The organism is Butyricimonas faecalis (genome assembly GCF_003991565.1).
Taxonomy (GTDB): Bacteria; Bacteroidota; Bacteroidia; order Bacteroidales; family Marinifilaceae; genus Butyricimonas; species Butyricimonas faecalis.
This window is the reverse complement of record NZ_CP032819.1, coordinates 1,734,845-1,751,023: the sequence shown is the minus strand read 5'-3', so window position 1 is coordinate 1,751,023 and position 16,179 is coordinate 1,734,845. Positions and strand designations below refer to the sequence as shown.

10 protein-coding genes are annotated in these 16,179 nt (G+C 43.5%); all 10 read left to right on the top strand.

The window, feature by feature from the left end; all coding sequences use genetic code 11:
* Positions 1-96: 96 nt before the first annotated feature.
* The 10 genes from D8S85_RS07845 (at position 97) to D8S85_RS07795 (ending at position 16,134) form a co-directional block, all read left to right on the top strand.
* On the top strand, positions 97-3,426 hold the full coding sequence (locus D8S85_RS07845; RefSeq protein WP_228423156.1) for a SusC/RagA family TonB-linked outer membrane protein: 3,330 nt from the start codon (positions 97-99) through the stop codon (positions 3,424-3,426).
* Positions 3,427-3,438: 12 nt separating this feature from the next.
* Positions 3,439-4,956 (top strand): RagB/SusD family nutrient uptake outer membrane protein, encoded by a 1,518-nt coding sequence (locus D8S85_RS07840; protein WP_106480218.1) that lies wholly within the window; start codon positions 3,439-3,441, stop codon positions 4,954-4,956.
* 18 nt (positions 4,957-4,974) lie between these two features.
* The gene (locus D8S85_RS07835; protein ID WP_106480217.1) at positions 4,975-5,808 is read left to right on the top strand and encodes a DUF4843 domain-containing protein; all 834 of its coding nucleotides are present in this window, start codon (positions 4,975-4,977) and stop codon (positions 5,806-5,808) included.
* A 14-nt stretch (positions 5,809-5,822) separates the two neighbouring features.
* A complete protein-coding gene (locus D8S85_RS07830; protein ID WP_106480216.1) occupies positions 5,823-7,460 on the top strand; it encodes a PKD-like family lipoprotein in 1,638 nt (545 codons plus the stop codon).
* Between the two features lie 30 nt (positions 7,461-7,490).
* Complete coding sequence (locus D8S85_RS07825; protein ID WP_158641525.1) at positions 7,491-8,627, top strand: TlpA disulfide reductase family protein; 1,137 nt, start codon at positions 7,491-7,493, stop codon at positions 8,625-8,627.
* Between the two features lie 408 nt (positions 8,628-9,035).
* Positions 9,036-10,163 carry an ATP-binding protein gene (locus D8S85_RS07815; protein ID WP_106625017.1) on the top strand — a complete coding sequence of 376 codons (1,128 nt, stop codon included), beginning with the start codon at positions 9,036-9,038 and terminating at the stop codon, positions 10,161-10,163.
* Between the two features lie 108 nt (positions 10,164-10,271).
* Positions 10,272-11,018 (top strand): biotin--[acetyl-CoA-carboxylase] ligase, encoded by a 747-nt coding sequence (locus tag D8S85_RS07810; RefSeq protein ID WP_228423155.1) that lies wholly within the window; start codon positions 10,272-10,274, stop codon positions 11,016-11,018.
* Positions 11,019-11,116: 98 nt separating this feature from the next.
* A complete protein-coding gene (locus D8S85_RS07805) occupies positions 11,117-12,949 on the top strand; it encodes a DNA topoisomerase IV subunit B (protein ID WP_106480214.1) in 1,833 nt (610 codons plus the stop codon).
* Between the two features lie 56 nt (positions 12,950-13,005).
* Positions 13,006-15,660, top strand: coding sequence for a DNA gyrase/topoisomerase IV subunit A (locus D8S85_RS07800; RefSeq protein ID WP_106480213.1), 2,655 nt, complete (start codon positions 13,006-13,008; stop codon positions 15,658-15,660).
* Positions 15,661-15,678: 18 nt separating this feature from the next.
* A complete protein-coding gene (locus tag D8S85_RS07795; RefSeq protein ID WP_394345043.1) occupies positions 15,679-16,134 on the top strand; it encodes a shikimate kinase in 456 nt (151 codons plus the stop codon).
* Positions 16,135-16,179: the final 45 nt, after the last annotated feature.

Here is a 16,179-nt window from a genome sequence, read left to right as displayed (position 1 = left end):
TGAAGAATTGAGCCTCTTCATCACTTATTGTGAATCAACAGATAGGTTCCATTAAACCCAACCTATCCAGTATTAATTTAATTGCAATACAAATGTATGAAAAAAAGAAGAATCATGTGCCATTTTTTTGACAAGGCACATAAAAAACTTTGGATGATCATGAGGTTATGTTTCATTTTTGTGGTTTTGCTTGAATTTGCATCACGTGCGAATGTTAAGGCTCAGGATCAGGTGGTTAGTCTGGACCTGAAAAATGTGCATTACTATGAATTATTTAACGAAATTCATAAGCAAACAGGGGTTCGTTTTATTTATAACACGAACCAATTGGAGAAGATGTCTTTAATTAATGTACATGCGAAAAAGAAGAAAGTGAGTGATTTACTGACGGAAGTGCTGGCGTCTACTCCTTTTACTTTTTTGTATGATCAAAATGTGGTGATGTTGGTGCAACGGGAAGAAGAGAAGAAAGGTATCCGGATCACCGGTATCGTGACAGATACGAAAAAGGAGCCTCTGCCGGGAGTGACTGTAATTATTAAAGGTACTCAATTAGGTGCGGCCACGGACATGGAGGGAAGGTATTCATTGACTTTTCTTGAGGGAAAAGAAAATCCCGTATTGGTTTTCACGATGGTAGGTATGGAGACGGTGGAGGTGAAGTATCAAGGAAAAGATACGATTAACGTGGTGATGAAAGATGCCGTGAATGAACTGGAAGATGTGGTGGTAACCGGAATTTTTACCCGTAAGAAAGAGAGTTTTACCGGGTCGGTTTCTTCTTATACCAAGAATGAGTTGAAAAAAGTCGGGACTTCAAATGTGCTTCAGAGTCTGAAAACGCTTGATCCGTCGTTTGCTATTTTGGATGACGTGCAGTTTGGTTCCGATCCCAATCGCCTTCCTAACATGGAGATTCGAGGAAAATCCAGTATGCTTGGTATGCGCGACGAATTGGAGGCGGATCCCAATCAACCGCTTTTTATACTTGATGGTTTTGAGTCATCGCTTGAAGCGATCAATGATTTGGATATAAACAGAATAGAATCTATAACAATATTGAAGGATGCCGCTTCCACGGCAATCTATGGTTCCAAGGCGGCTAACGGTGTTGTGGTTGTTGAGACGGTGAAACCGCAGGCGGGGAAATTGCAGGTTAATTATAATGGTAATTTGAACGTGACGATGCCAGATTTGTCCAGCTATAATTTGATGAATGCGAGGGAAAAGTTGGAATTCGAGTCTTTGGCCGGACGATATGATCCGAATATCGTGGGGTCTCCTTACCGGACAGAAACGGAGATCCGTTTGGGTGAGATGTATCATGAGCGTTTGCGTTCTATTGCTGAAGGTATTGATACTTATTGGCTGGCGGAGCCGTTGCGGGTGGGGGTTAACCAGAAGCATTCGCTTTATGTCATGGGTGGTGATGAGCATTTTATGTTCGGCTTGGGAGGAGCTTACAATGGCGTGACCGGTGTGATGAAGGAATCTAATCGTCAGGTACTAAGCGGGAATATCGATCTGATATACCGGGTTTCCAAATTTCAATTTTCGAATAAATTTTCAGTCAGTACGACCGATTACGATAATCCGGTTGTTTCTTTCAGTGTTTATGCAAAGTCAAATCCTTATTATAAGAAACGGAATAGCGATGGGACAATCGAACAGTGGCTTGAATATAACGATGATGTTAAAATTGCCAATCCTTTGTGGAATGCAAGTTTGAATAGTCGTAACACGGGAAACAATTTGAATTTGAGTAATTATTTTATTGCCGAATGGACTCCTTCTAATTTGTGGAAGGTGAGGGCTCGTTTCGGGTTGACATACAGTAATGATGATACAGAGAAATTTATTTCCCCGGAGGATACGGATCAAGTGTTGAATAAGGAAAGTGGCAAACGGGGCGAGTACACCACCACGAATTTACGTGGTAATCAGTATGAGGGGGAGTTTACTGTGACTTTTGCTCAATTGTTCGGTAAGCACCGGATAAATATTGTTGGTGGAGGTAATGTGTTCAGCTCGAAAACATTGTTGCAGGGTTATTCCGTGGAGGGATTCCCTGCAGGTGATTTCACCTATCCTTCTTTTGCCGGCGGTTATCCGGAAAATGCTTTGCCTACTTACGTCGAGACTGTTTCGCATGCCGTAAATGCTTATTTTAACACGGGATACTCGTTTGATGATCGTTATTTGATGGATTTCAGTTTGCGGTTGAATGGTTCTTCCGTGTTTGGGAGCACGAGTAAATATAACACGACTTGGTCATTGGGCTTGGGATGGAATCTACATCGGGAAAAGTTTATCGCTGATAATTTGCCTTTTGTGAATTTGTTCAAAATCCGGGCATCTATCGGTAATCCGGGTAATCAAAGTTTTGATTCCGGGAGAACTTTGATTACTTACGCTTTTCAGTCCGGGATGTTGAATTATTTTGGGTTAGGTGCGTTACCGGATCAGATCGGTAACCCGGATTTGAAGTGGCAAATCACGCAAGATAAAAATATCGGGATGGATTTGACGTTATTTAATAGTCGTTTCTCGTTGACTGTCGATTACTTTCATAAGCTGACGGATCCGTTGTTAATCAGAGTTACGATGCCTTACTCTTCCGGAACGACAGAGTATTACACGAATGCCGGAGAACAGGTTTCTCAAGGGATTACATTTTCAACGGTTTTCCATATTTTGCGAGATACTGATAGACGGATTCTTTGGTCTGTACGGGCTAACGGGAGGACTCAAAAAACACGAATCGACAAAATCGGAAATAAGCTTGATGTTTTCAATAATAACGGGCGGGGAACTCGCACGCAACGCTATTATGACGGTGCTGATCCCGATGATATCTGGGTGATCAAGTCTGCCGGGATAGATCCGTCAACGGGTAAAGAGTTATTTTTTACCAAAGAGGGAGGTTTCACGTATGATTTTTCTTACGACAACGAGGTGATCTGTGGTAATACGCGGCCTGATATTGAAGGTGTGATCGGCTCTTCTTTCACCTACAAAGGATTGACATTAAGTCTTAATTTCCGTTATCAACTAGGTGCGGATGTGTTTAATTCCGCCTTGCTTAATAAAGTCGAAAATGTAAACTTGTATTATAATCAAGATCGCCGTGCACTTTATGAACGGTGGCAAAATCCCGGTGACATCCGTATATTTAAAAATATTCGAGATGTGAATTCCTCTCCGATGAGTTCTCGGTTCGTACAGCGTGAAGACGTGTTGGCATTGGAATCGCTATATCTTGAGTATGAATTTATGGGCGGGTGGATCAAGCAAGTGGGTTTGAGTAACTTGAAAGTCTTTTGCTCCATGCGTGACGTGTTCCGTTTCTCGACGATACGTTCCGAACGAGGTATAGATTATCCTTTTGCAAGGTCGATAGATGCAGGTTTGTCGTTTAATTTTTAAAAGACAATTATTATGAAACTGAAAGTATACATTTTATTATTGGGAGGTATGTTTTTACTGGCGGGTTGTTCTGATTTCTTGGATGTCGTCCCCAAAGATAAGCAAACAGCGGAGCAACTTTATAGTACGAAAGCCGGGTTCTATACTGCGGTAAACGGGATATATAATCGTTTGTCTTCCGAGGATCTTTACGGCGGTAAGATGAGTTGGGAAGCAATTGATATCATGTCTAAGAGATATGAAACGACAAAAGCTAAGCTTTATTTTAAAGATTTGAGTAATAATGATTATTCTTCTACTTACGTGGCGGGGGCACTTAGTATTATTTGGCAGAAATCTTACGAATTGATTCTGGCAGCCAATTTGTTGATAGAACAGGTTGATAACCAACGGGGAATTCTGTCGGAAACGGAAGCTAATTTGATGAAAGGAGAGATGTTGGCCGTGCGTGCTTTCCTGCATTTGGATATGTTTCGATTGTTTGGTCCTCGTTGGGATAATAATCCTGATGCTTTGTCGATTCCTTATAATGAATCAACAAAGGTAACCACGCTTCCGTTACTTCCGTTCAGTACAATCATGGAGAAGATCATCCGTGATTTTAATAACGCCGAAGCATTGTTGGTTGATGATCCGGTGATCATTAACGGGCCAATGGCCTCAGAAGTTGAGGGCGAATCCGTGCAATTGCGTTTCCGCCAATTCCGTTTTAATTATTACGCCGTGATCGCTCTCAAGGCCCGGGCTTATTTGTGGGGAGGTGACAAGGTGAATGCGTTGGTTGAAGCTAAAAGATTGCTTGAGGATCCCAAGGTAAAGGAATATTTTCCGGCAGTGGACCCGAATAAATTATTGGCGAATAACACGAATCCGGATAGAGTGTTTTCTTCCGAGGTGCTGGCCAGCGTGTACATGAAAAGCCGGGATAGGATTTTCCTCAATTATTTTTCTTCAACGGTTTCATCAAGTAATTTTTTGCAGCCACATAGTACCTATGTTTCCGGGGCTCAAACATCATTATTCACGCATTTGTTACTAGGTTCAGAAACTATGGATTATCGTTTCCAATCGCAATGGGAAAGAGTTGTTGAGGAAAATGCTAAAGGTTATGTGTTCACGAAATATAAAGCTATTGATAAGCCCAATTCGGAAAGTTCTGATTCTGAATATTTTTATTCTAAAATGATTCCATTGGTGAAGTTGTCCGAGTTGTATTACATTGCCACGGAATGTGAACCTCAAATAGAGGATGGTCTTAAATGGTATAACGAAATCCGGGGAAAGCGTGGATGTCCCGCTATTTCCGAATCTCGGGTTTCCCTTATTACGAGTCTCGGTTGGTCGAGATTACTTGCACAAGAATATATACGAGAATTTTATGGGGAAGGACAAGTGTTTTTCTTTTTGAAACGAATTACGATTATGGCAGGGTATCCTGCGGGGACTGTTCTGCCTAATGATAATGGGAAAGAATTGTCGAGGGCGACTCTTAATATCGTACCTCCACTTCCCGAGGGCGAGATGAAATAGTAATTAAAAGGATTTGTTATGAGAATGAAAAATGTTTTGCCGTTTATGCTCCTATTTTTTCTTGTTGGGGCTTGTAATAAAGATGAGATTATGCTTTTCGACCGGGGTGAAGCCGGAGTCTATTTTCAGTCGGGCAACCGTACAGCTAACTTTGTAAATAGTGAGTTATATGTTGATTCTACCGATTATTCGTTCTATACCGAGTCTGATACCGTGGTCGAAATTATTTTGACAACAAAGATTCGTACTATGGGTAAGGTGAGAGATTACCCGCGACCAGTTAAACTTGTGATCGACACTGAGAATACGACTGCGATCGAAGGGGTACATTATGAAATGAACCCTGAGGATGCCGTGATCCCGGCAGGAGAGAGTAGTGTCTCTTTTCCCGTAAGATTTTTTAGAACGTCTGATTTAGGGGATCGAAAGATTCAGTTGATGTTGAAGCTGGAGGATAACGAGTATTTTAAAGTTTATTTCAACGAACAGAAAAATACAAATGTTTATTACGCTACTGGAGAACAAATTATGGCAGACCGTTATAAATTTTTGATTAGTGAAATCTACACGAGACCATTGTATTGGTATAGTGCAGAAGATTATTTCGGACCGTGGTCGGTAGCAAAGTTTCGTTTGGTAAATGATGTGTGTGATATTCCGGTGGAGGATTGGTTACGAGGGGGATATAGCGATAGCAAGGTACGAGCGGGATGTTTCCCTATTTACGCATATATGGTGCGTAATGTTTTGCAGGAATTGGCTGATATGAAAACGCCGAAACTAGATGATGATGGAACGTATATGCAATTAGGTCCGAATTTTAAGGTCGACTATTCAGGTTGTATTGAATAAAAAAGTGATGGTATATGAAAAAGAATATTTTAGCATTTCTGTTTATAATTTCCCTATTTGCGGCTTCTTGCATTGATGACAAGGGAAGTTACGATTACACGGAATTGGCAGATATCAAAATAGAAGGAATACCTTCTGTTGTAGAGGTCTTGGGGTACGTGGAAAATATAACTGTTTCCCCTAAAATCACCTCTTCCATTGAAGGGGAGATCAAGGCTGACAATCCGAATTACACATTCCAATATCGTTTAGGATATAAAGGAATGGGTAGTTTGGGAGGATATGATGCAGAAGGTATTTCACATCCTTGGGTGGATGTGACCCCTGAAAGCGGTTTTGATCTTGATATCCCGGCAAATTATAGTGCGAATTCCTATGTTTGTTGGTTTACGGTTACGGATAAGCGAAATAATGTTGTGACGTCATGTTTTTTCGATGTCATAATAAGTTCAACGACTTTTGAGGGGTGGCTGGTATTATGTAACGAGGGAACTAACGAGCGGGTGCGTTTGGATATGATTTCCCAGATTTCGTCTACTCGAATAGAGACCATACATGATATTGCTGTCGGATTGCCGGAGATTCATCATGCTACGAGTTTGGGATTTTTACCTCAGTTGGGTAATCCTGGTGACGAATTGAGTATATTTTCAACAGAAGGGTCCTATTTGATTGATAACGAATCGTTAGAATCAAGTGAGTTGATGGAATTTAACTTGAATCAATTTGCTTTGGATCCGGGGGAAACGATGATTGCGGAAGTTCCATTTCCTGCATCAACGTACTCTTGGCAAGTCAAATATCGTTTTGCTTTCTCTGAATCCGGGAATGTATATTTGGAAGATGCTACTGACGGAGGTAGTGCATACGGGTTCCCGCTTAATACCACGGAAGCCGGCTCTCCTGCCGAGTTTAAAGTAGCACCGTTTGCCGGTTTTAGTTGGGTTCGACCGTGGAATGGCATGACTCCTAAAGTGGTGTTTTATGATATAGATAATCAGCGATTTGTTGCATTTCAAGGAGATGTGCGTGATGTCGCACAACAAAAAGTGAGTTCAATACGTGAGCCGAGTAAGAATAAATTATTCTCTTATTCCACGGGTAAAGATATGGTGTACATGGAGGGGACGCGTCGTTCTAATGGGTTGGTTTATGCTATATTGGAGGACGGGGTTGGCAAGCGTTCGATTTATGGTATTAATGTGGGAGGATATGGTTTTATACAAGAATTGTATATTGATGAGGTAGTTGCTCCGGACTTCGAACAAGCCGAGCATTTTGCCTTTCATAGTCAGTTCCCGTTGATGTTTTATGCCGTGAAAAATAAGGTGTACCTTTATAATCTAGGGACAAAAACGGCCAAGGAGCTTACTGATATAAAATTGAAAGATTCTGAGACGGTAACTCGTCTTAAATTTAATCTTTACAGAAATTCAAGTTATACCTCATTAACAAACCAAAGCGAAGAGTTCATGAATCAGCAATACCATTTGATTGTAGCTTCGTATGATGATGCTGCGGCGGATGAAACGCAGGGGGGGAAAGTGGCATTTTATTCTGTTGACGGGGTGAATGATGTTGTCTCGAAAGTGGTGGAATATACGGGTTTTGCAAATGTTGTTGATGTGGTTTATCGTGAACGTGCACAATAAGTTTTGATGAATAATAACAAATACATGAAAATGAAAAAGATATTAGGACTACTGGTTTGTCTTGCATGTTTTTCTTGTAATGTTTCGGTGGATAACAGAAAAACGACAATAAAAGGAACATTGGATGAAAAAAAAGATGTTACGCTTTGCGTGGTATACGTGAATGATAAAGGGTATGTGGAAGATACTGTTAATGTGAAAAATGGGAAGTTCGAGTGGAGTCGACCGCTTGATTACCCGACAGAGGTTAAGTTTATGTTGGGAGCTTCGCAGACCGCTTCCATGTGGACGGAGCCCGGAGTAATGAAGCTTGCTCTTAAGGTCGGTAATTTTGCTGATTACACGCTTGAAGGTTCTAAACTCAATGAAATGGCAAGGGCTTTCGAGAAAGAAGTTCAGGAGGAATATCAGAAAATGAAAGAAGTCGGAGAGAAAATTCAAAACGAGAATTTTTCCGATGAGGAGAAAAAACAAGCGCGTGAAGACTATAAGGTTATAAATCAACAAATAATAACTAAGAATTTAGAATTCGTGAAAAACCATACAAATTCTTATTATGCTGCTTCGCTTTTATTCAACATGCAATTTCGGAGGGGGTTATCCTCGGAAGAAGCCCGGCGTTATTTGAATTTGCTTACAGGAAAAGCGTTGGATAGTCCCTACGTGAGAAGGTTGCGACAGAATCTTGATGGTGAGATTAATGGTTCAGTTGGTCGGAATGCATCACTTTTTTCAACGAAAGATATAAATGGAGAATTATTTGATTTGGTTCAGTTGATAGGGAAAAAATACGTGATTCTAGACTTTTGGGCAAGTTGGTGCGGACCTTGTCGTAAATTGAATCCCCATTTGAAAGAAATCTATGAGAAATATAAGAAAGAGGAACTTATTGTTGTGTGTGTGGCTGATGACGATTCTTCTAGAGAGATGTGGCGCAAGGCGGTTCATGATGATGGACTTGAACAATTTGTTCACGTTCTTCGGGGATTGCGTGGAATGGAATATTTCTTTGATGTAGAGGCGGATATTAGCTTGAAGTATGGAGTACATTCATTGCCAACAAAGTTCTTGATCGACAAGAATGGTGTGATTGTCGGACGTTACGGGGAAGGGGGAAAACCGCATGAGGTGATGGATAGTGAATTGAAAAAGATATTTGGTTATTAGAGTAAACTTATCGTACAAAGAGGGTGTGTCACTTCATTTTTGACACGCCCTCTTCGTGTTTCATTAATTTCTTATTACACTTCGATAGAATTTTCGTTAGGTTGTTTCAATTTCTAGGCATTTATACACGGGAGAATCCGGATGGTTCGTGAAAGTACGGCTCAAACCGAATTTCTTTTTCCAATAACGGGAGCTAGATGCAGAATAGGCTTCATTCTAATAGAGAAATTTTTGCCGTCATAATGTGTACTTTATCGTATGTTTACGTTTTGGTGATCATTGTCAATGAAATCCTAGTAATGATTCCGAAAAAGTTAAAGAATTCTCGGAATTGATTCCGAAAAAGTTGAAGAATTTTTGGAATTGATTCCGAAAAAGTTGTATTTTTGAGGAAAATATGAAATCATGATAATCAAACGGAAGTTGCAAGATATTATAGAAAAGAAGCTTTTTGATGGGAAGGCGATCTTGTTAATGGGGCCTAGACAGGTCGGGAAAACAACTTTATTGAAAGAACTTTTTGGCGGTCGGGAAGATGTTATGTGGTTAAATGGGGATGAGTTGGATGTGCAGGTGTTGTTTGAAGGGGTTTCGGCAACTCGTTTGAGGGCGATGTTTGGTCGTAAAAAGGTTATCATTATTGATGAAGCCCAACGAATTCCTGATATAGGCTTGCGCTTGAAATTGGTGACTGATCAGATAAAAGATGTGCAATTAATTGCGACGGGGAGTTCGGCATTTGAATTGGCAACGAAGACGGGAGAACCTTTAACCGGACGGAAATGGGAATACAAGATGTATCCCTTCTCTTTTGGTGAAATGGTTGATGAGCATGGATTGCTGGAAGAGAAAAGGATGATCCCGCATCGTTTGATCTTTGGGTATTATCCGGAAGTCGTGATGCGGCTGGGAGAAGAAAGGGAAATACTAAGATTATTGTCGGATAGTTACTTGTATAAAGATGTATTGATGTCTGACCAAATCAATAAACCGGATAGTCTTGTTAAGTTATTACAGGCTCTTGCCTTTCAGGTTGGTAGTCAGGTTTCTTACAACGAATTGGCGCAATTGTGTGGTTTGGATTCAAAAACGGTGGAAAAATATGTTGTTTTATTGGAACAGTCGTATGTTATTTTTCGATTGAACTCCTTTAGCCGAAATTTGAGAAATGAGTTGAAAACCAGCAAGAAGATCTACTTTTATGATAACGGGATCAGAAATGCCTTGATCGCCAATTTTAATCAAATTGAAGGGCGGGCTGACCGAGGGGCTTTGTGGGAAAATTTTTTAATATCGGAAAGGAAAAAGTTTTTGGAGTATAACCGTTTGTGGGGAAATTCATGGTTTTGGCGAACCAAGGAACAGAAAGAGATCGATTGGGTGGAGGAGCGAGATGGAAAGATTATAGGATATGAATTTAAATGGAACCCCGATCAAAAGGTGAAAATCCCTCGTTTATTTTTGGACTCCTATGAGAATAGTGACTTCCGTGTGATACATCGGGATAATTGTGATTCGTTTTTGCTTGAATATTGAGGAGTAGTGGTTGAAGAGAAGCGTGATCCAGTATGCGGATATGTGTTACACAGAGTTGTTCGGTTGGGTAAAAAAAGTTAATTTTACGTTGTAAAAAATAGGGAAAGTATGATACAGGAATATCAAGTTAGCGGTTTTCGGGTGAGGGAGTACGAGGAGTTGAGGTCCACGAACACGGAAGCGGAACGTGTGGGGTGGGACGAATTGGAAGACAAAATGGTGATTTTGACATACAAACAGACGCAAGGACGGGGACAAGTCGGGAATCATTGGGAAAGTGAGCCGGGGAAAAATATATCCATGACGGTCGTGTTTAAACCGCGGGAGTTACCGGCGGGGCAACAATTCGCAGTGTCAATGGTGATTGCTTTGGGGGCTTGTGATTTTATTTCCCGTTACGTGGCCGGGTGTACTGTGAAGTGGCCGAATGATATTTACGTGGGGGATCGGAAAATTTCCGGGATATTAATCGAGCATTCCATCATGGGGCGTTACGTGGGAGGTTCATTGTGTGGCATCGGGGTGAACATCAACCAAGAGCATTTTTTGTCGGATGCCCCGAATCCGGTTTCGCTGTTTCAGCTGATCGGGGGGAAAATGCCCGTGGAACGGGCGTTGGAGGAGTTGCTGGACTGTATTGGACGGCGTTACGAATCGATACGGGATTACGAGGGGTTGGAACGTGATTTTTTGAAGGTGCTTTATCGCCGGGAGGGCATGTATCATTGGGAAGATGAAAGGGGCGTGTTCCGGGCATCGATCCGGGGGGTGAACGAGTTCGGGCAGCTGGTGTTGGAGGACGAAGGGGGGAATGAGCGGGTGTATGGTTTTAAGGAGATCTCGTATAAATTTTAGATTTACGATTTATGATTTACGATTTATGCTCTTAAATTTTAAATTTTAGATTTCAATTTGCGGAGTTTTGATTATTTTTGTGCAAAACAAGGTAACTTATGGTAGAGAATTATTCGGAAGATTCTATTCGGACGCTGGACTGGAGGGAACATATACGCTTGCGCCCTGGTATGTATATCGGGAAATTGGGGGACGGAGCGGCGATGGACGATGGAATATATATATTGGTTAAAGAGGTGGTGGATAATAGTATCGACGAGTTCGCGATGGGAGCGGGAAACGAGATTATTATCAACGTGGAGGAACGGACAGTTTCGGTACGGGATTTCGGACGAGGAATCCCGTTGGGGAAATTGATTGACGTGGCCTCGAAGATGAACACGGGGGCCAAGTATGATTCCGAGGCTTTCAAAAAGTCGGTGGGATTGAACGGTGTCGGTATAAAAGCCGTGAACGCTCTTTCCGAGAGTTTTATTATCCAGTCCTTCCGTGACGGGGAGACAAAACGGGTGCGCTTTAACAAGGCCCTGATCGAGGAAGATCAGGCGATAGCACCGACCACGGAACCGAATGGTACGTTGGTGACTTTCGTCGCTGACAAGGAGCTGTTCGGCAACTACCATTACATCATGGATTACCTGGAGGCCATGTTCAAAAACTACGTGTTCCTGAACTCCGGCTTGACAATTAATTTCAATGGTCAGAAATTGCATTCCAAGAGAGGATTGTATGACCTGTTGGCGGAGAACATGAGTGGAGAGGGGTTGTACCCGATCATTCATTTGAAGGGAAATGACATCGAGATGGCGATGACACACGGGCGGCAATATGGCGAAGAGTATTACTCGTTCGTGAACGGCCAGCACACGACGCAGGGGGGAACGCACCTGGTCGCTTTCCGGGAGGCCGTGGTGAAAACAATCCGTGATTTTTACAAAAAAGATTTTGATTTGGCCGATATTCGTACTTCGATTATCGCAGCGATCAGCATAAAAGTACAGGAACCGATGTTCGAGTCGCAGACGAAGACAAAGTTGGGTTCCAAGGATATAGCGCCGGATGGTCCTTCCGTGCGTAATTTTATTTTTGATTTCGTGACGAAGGAGTTGGATAACTACCTGCACCGGAATCCGGATACGGCAGAGTTGCTGTTGCGCAAAATTGTCGAGACGGAAAAGGAGCGGAAGGCCATGTCCGGGATCCAGAAAATCGCGAGAGAACGGGCCAAGCAGGTGAGCTTGCACAACCGGAAATTGCGGGATTGTCGGGTGCATTTCAATTCCAACCATGAACGAAAGACGGAATCATCGATATTTATTACCGAGGGTGATTCTGCCAGCGGATCGATCACGAAATCGCGGGACGTGAACACGCAGGCCGTGTTTAGCTTGCGGGGTAAGCCGTTGAATTCTTACGGGTTGACCAAGAAAATCGTGTACGAGAACGAGGAGTTCAATCTTTTGCAGGCAGCGTTGAATATCGAGAACGGGATAGAGGAACTACGTTATAATAATATCATTATCGCCACGGATGCGGATGTGGACGGAATGCACATCCGGTTGTTGCTGTTGACCTTCTTCTTGCAGTTCTTCCCGGACGTGGTGCGGTCGGGACACTTGTACATTTTACAGACCCCGTTGTTTCGGGTGCGGAACAAGAAAGAGACGCGCTATTGTTATTCTGACGCGGAACGGGAGAAGGCGATCAAGCAGTTGGGACCAAAGCCGGAGATCACGCGGTTTAAAGGTTTGGGAGAGATCTCCCCGGACGAATTCGGCGGGTTTATCGGGAAAGATATCCGTTTGGAACCGGTGCGTATGACAAAGCAGGACCCGATAGGTACGATCTTGTCTTATTACATGGGCAAGAACACGAACGAGCGGCAGGATTTTATTATAGATAATTTGTACGTGGAGAAGGATGAAATCTAACCATTTTAGATTTTAAATTTTAGATTTTAGATTGCAACTTTCAATTTTCAATTAATATGAGCGAGGAAATAGAGAATGGGGAAGTAGAGAGCGAGGACGTGAATGAAGTAGAGAACGAGGAGCCGGAGCAACAGGAAGAGAACGGGCGGGTGCGCTCGATTCAGCATTTGTCGGGAATGTTCGAGAAATGGTTCCTGGATTATGCCTCCTACGTAATTTTGGAACGTGCGGTACCTTACGTGAATGACGGGTTGAAACCCGTGCAGCGTCGTATATTACACGCGATGAAGGAGATGGATGACGGGCGATTCAACAAGGTGGCCAATATCGTGGGGAGTACGATGGCTTATCACCCGCATGGAGATGCCTCGATCAAGGATGCCTTGGTGCAGTTGGGACAGAAAAACCTGTTGGTGGACTGCCAGGGAAACTGGGGGAATATCCTGACGGGGGATGATGCGGCTGCCGGACGTTATATCGAGGCGCGTCTTTCGAAGTTTGCTCTGGAGGTGGCTTTTAACCCGAAAACGACGAACTGGAAGCTATCGTACGACGGGCGGAAGCGGGAACCGGTGACGTTGCCCGTGAAATTCCCGTTATTGCTGGCCCAGGGAGTGGAAGGTATTGCCGTGGGATTGGCCTCGAAGATATTGCCGCATAACTTCAACGAGTTGTTGGATGCCTGTGTCGCTTATTTGAAAAATGAAGATTTTGTATTGTATCCCGATTTTCCGACGGGGGGCATGATTGACGTGTCGAAATATAATGACGGGTTGCGCGGGGGAGTGGTGAAAATTCGGGCCAAGATAGAGAAAGACGCCGGAAATAAAATATTGCGGATCACGGAGATCCCTTTCGGGCGGACGACTTCTGCCTTGATTGATTCGATCTTGAAAGCGAACGAGAAAGGGAAAATCAAAATCAAGAAAATTGATGACAATACGGCGGCAACAGCTGAAATCTTAGTGTATTTGGCGGCCGGAGTCTCTTCCGACAAGACGCTTGATGCTTTGTATGCCTGCACGGATTGCGAATTGTCGATTTCTCCCAATTCTTGTGTCATCGAGAACGATAAACCCATCTTCATGCCGATTACCGATATTTTGCGCAAGTCGGTGGATGAAACCGTAGCCTTGTTGTTGTTGGAGCTGAAAATCAAGCTGGGAGAGCTGGAAACGGATTGGCAATATTCATCGTTGGAAAAAATATTCATAGAAGAACGTATTTATAAGGATAAAGAATTCGAGGAGAGCGAGATGATCGATCAAGTGGTGGTTCACGTGCGGAAACGTTTGGAACCGTTTCTGCCGGAATTGATTCGTCCGGTGACGGATGACGATATAAAACTTTTGCTGGAGATCAAGATGAAACGTATCTTGAAATTCAACTCGGAACAGGCAGAGAATTATATCAAGGAGTTGGAAAAGGAGATTGCCCGGGTGAAATTTGACATCGAACATATCATCCCTTACTCGATTAACTATTACGAGAATATCAAGAAAAAGTACGGTAAAGGCCGGGAACGCCTCACGGAGATTCGGAATTTCGAGAATATCGAGGCCACGAAAGTGGTGGTGGCAAACGAAAAGTTGTACATCAACCGGGAGGAAGGTTTCATCGGGACAGCCTTGAAGAAGGACGAATTCATCTGCGAGTGTTCGGACATTGACGACGTGATCGTGTTCCGGAAGGACGGTACGTATTACGTGACCAAAGTGGCCGATAAACTGTTCGTGGGAAAAGAGGTGCTGTACGTGAACGTGTTCAAGAAAAATGACAAGCGTACGATATACAACGTGGCTTACCGGGATGGCAAAGTGGGACCGTCTTACGTGAAACGTTTCTTCGTGACGGGAACGACGCGCGATAAGCAATACAACCTGACGAAAGGTACGCCGGGATCGCGGGTGCTGTATTTCAGCGCGAACCCGAACGGGGAGGCCGAGGTCATCAAGGTGTGCCTGAAACCGAAACCGGGGATGAAAAAACTGGTATTCGAGTATGATTTTGCCGGTTTGGCAATCAAGGGACGCGACTCGCTGGGAAACGTGTTGAGTAAAAATGATATTCATAAAGTTTCCTTGGTACAGAAAGGGGCTTCCACGCTGGGCGGTCGGAAGATATGGATCGACGAGGATGTGTTGCGCTTGAATACGGACGAACGCGGCCGTTACCTGGGAGAATTCCAGGGGGACGATCGGATTTTGGTGGTAAATAAAAATGGTACTTACTACACGACGGATTACGATTTGAGTAATCACTACGAGGAGGAATTCTTGGTGATCGAGAAATATGAGCCCGAGAAAGTCTGGTCGGCCGTATTCTTTGATGCGGAGCAGCAATTCTATTATCTGAAGCGTTTCCGTTTCGAGAACGTGGCGCGTCACACGCTGTTTATCGGGGAAACGGAAGGGTCGTATCTGGTTGCCTTGAGTGGCGAAAAACGCCCCCGGTTCGAGATCGTGTTTGGCGGACGTTACGAGGGGCGTCCGGCCGAGGTGATCGTTGCGGATGAATTTATTGCCGAGAAATCGTACAAGGCACGCGGAAAGCGGATGACCACTTACGAGGTGAAGCAAATTAATGAAATCGAACCTTTGGATAGCGGGGAAGGGGAAAGCGAGGAAACACCTTCGAACGATGTCGATTTCGAGATCACGAACCCGGATATGCTGAATGACGAGACGCAGATGAAGTTGGATTTTGAATAAATGGCGGAAGTGAGAAGTATGAAGTACTTTATCGTGGGATATATGGCAAGTGGCAAGTCCACGTTCGGGAAGGAGTTGGCCAAGGATAAAGGACTTCCTTTTCTGGATTTGGACGAGAGTATTGAAGCACGGGAGGGACGGTCGATCTCGGAAATCTTTGCCAAAGAAGGGGAGGTGTATTTCCGGGAGAGAGAACGGGAAATCCTGCATGAAATATGTAATGAGAGGGATGAATTCGTGCTGGCCGCAGGAGGGGGAACGCCTTGTTTTTTTGATAACATGGACTATATGAACCAAGAGGGAACGACTGTTTTCTTGAACACGTCACCTCTTGTGATCGTCGATCGGTTGAAACGGCAACGTACCGACCGGCCTTTATTGGCGAAGTGTTCCGATGATGAGCTGGAATTTTTTGTCCGGGAACATCTGGCATCCCGGCTTCCCTTTTATTTGAAAGCGAAAGAACAGGTATAACATTCGTGTGGCGGGGGAGTTAAGCATGAGTGAATGGAGAACTTG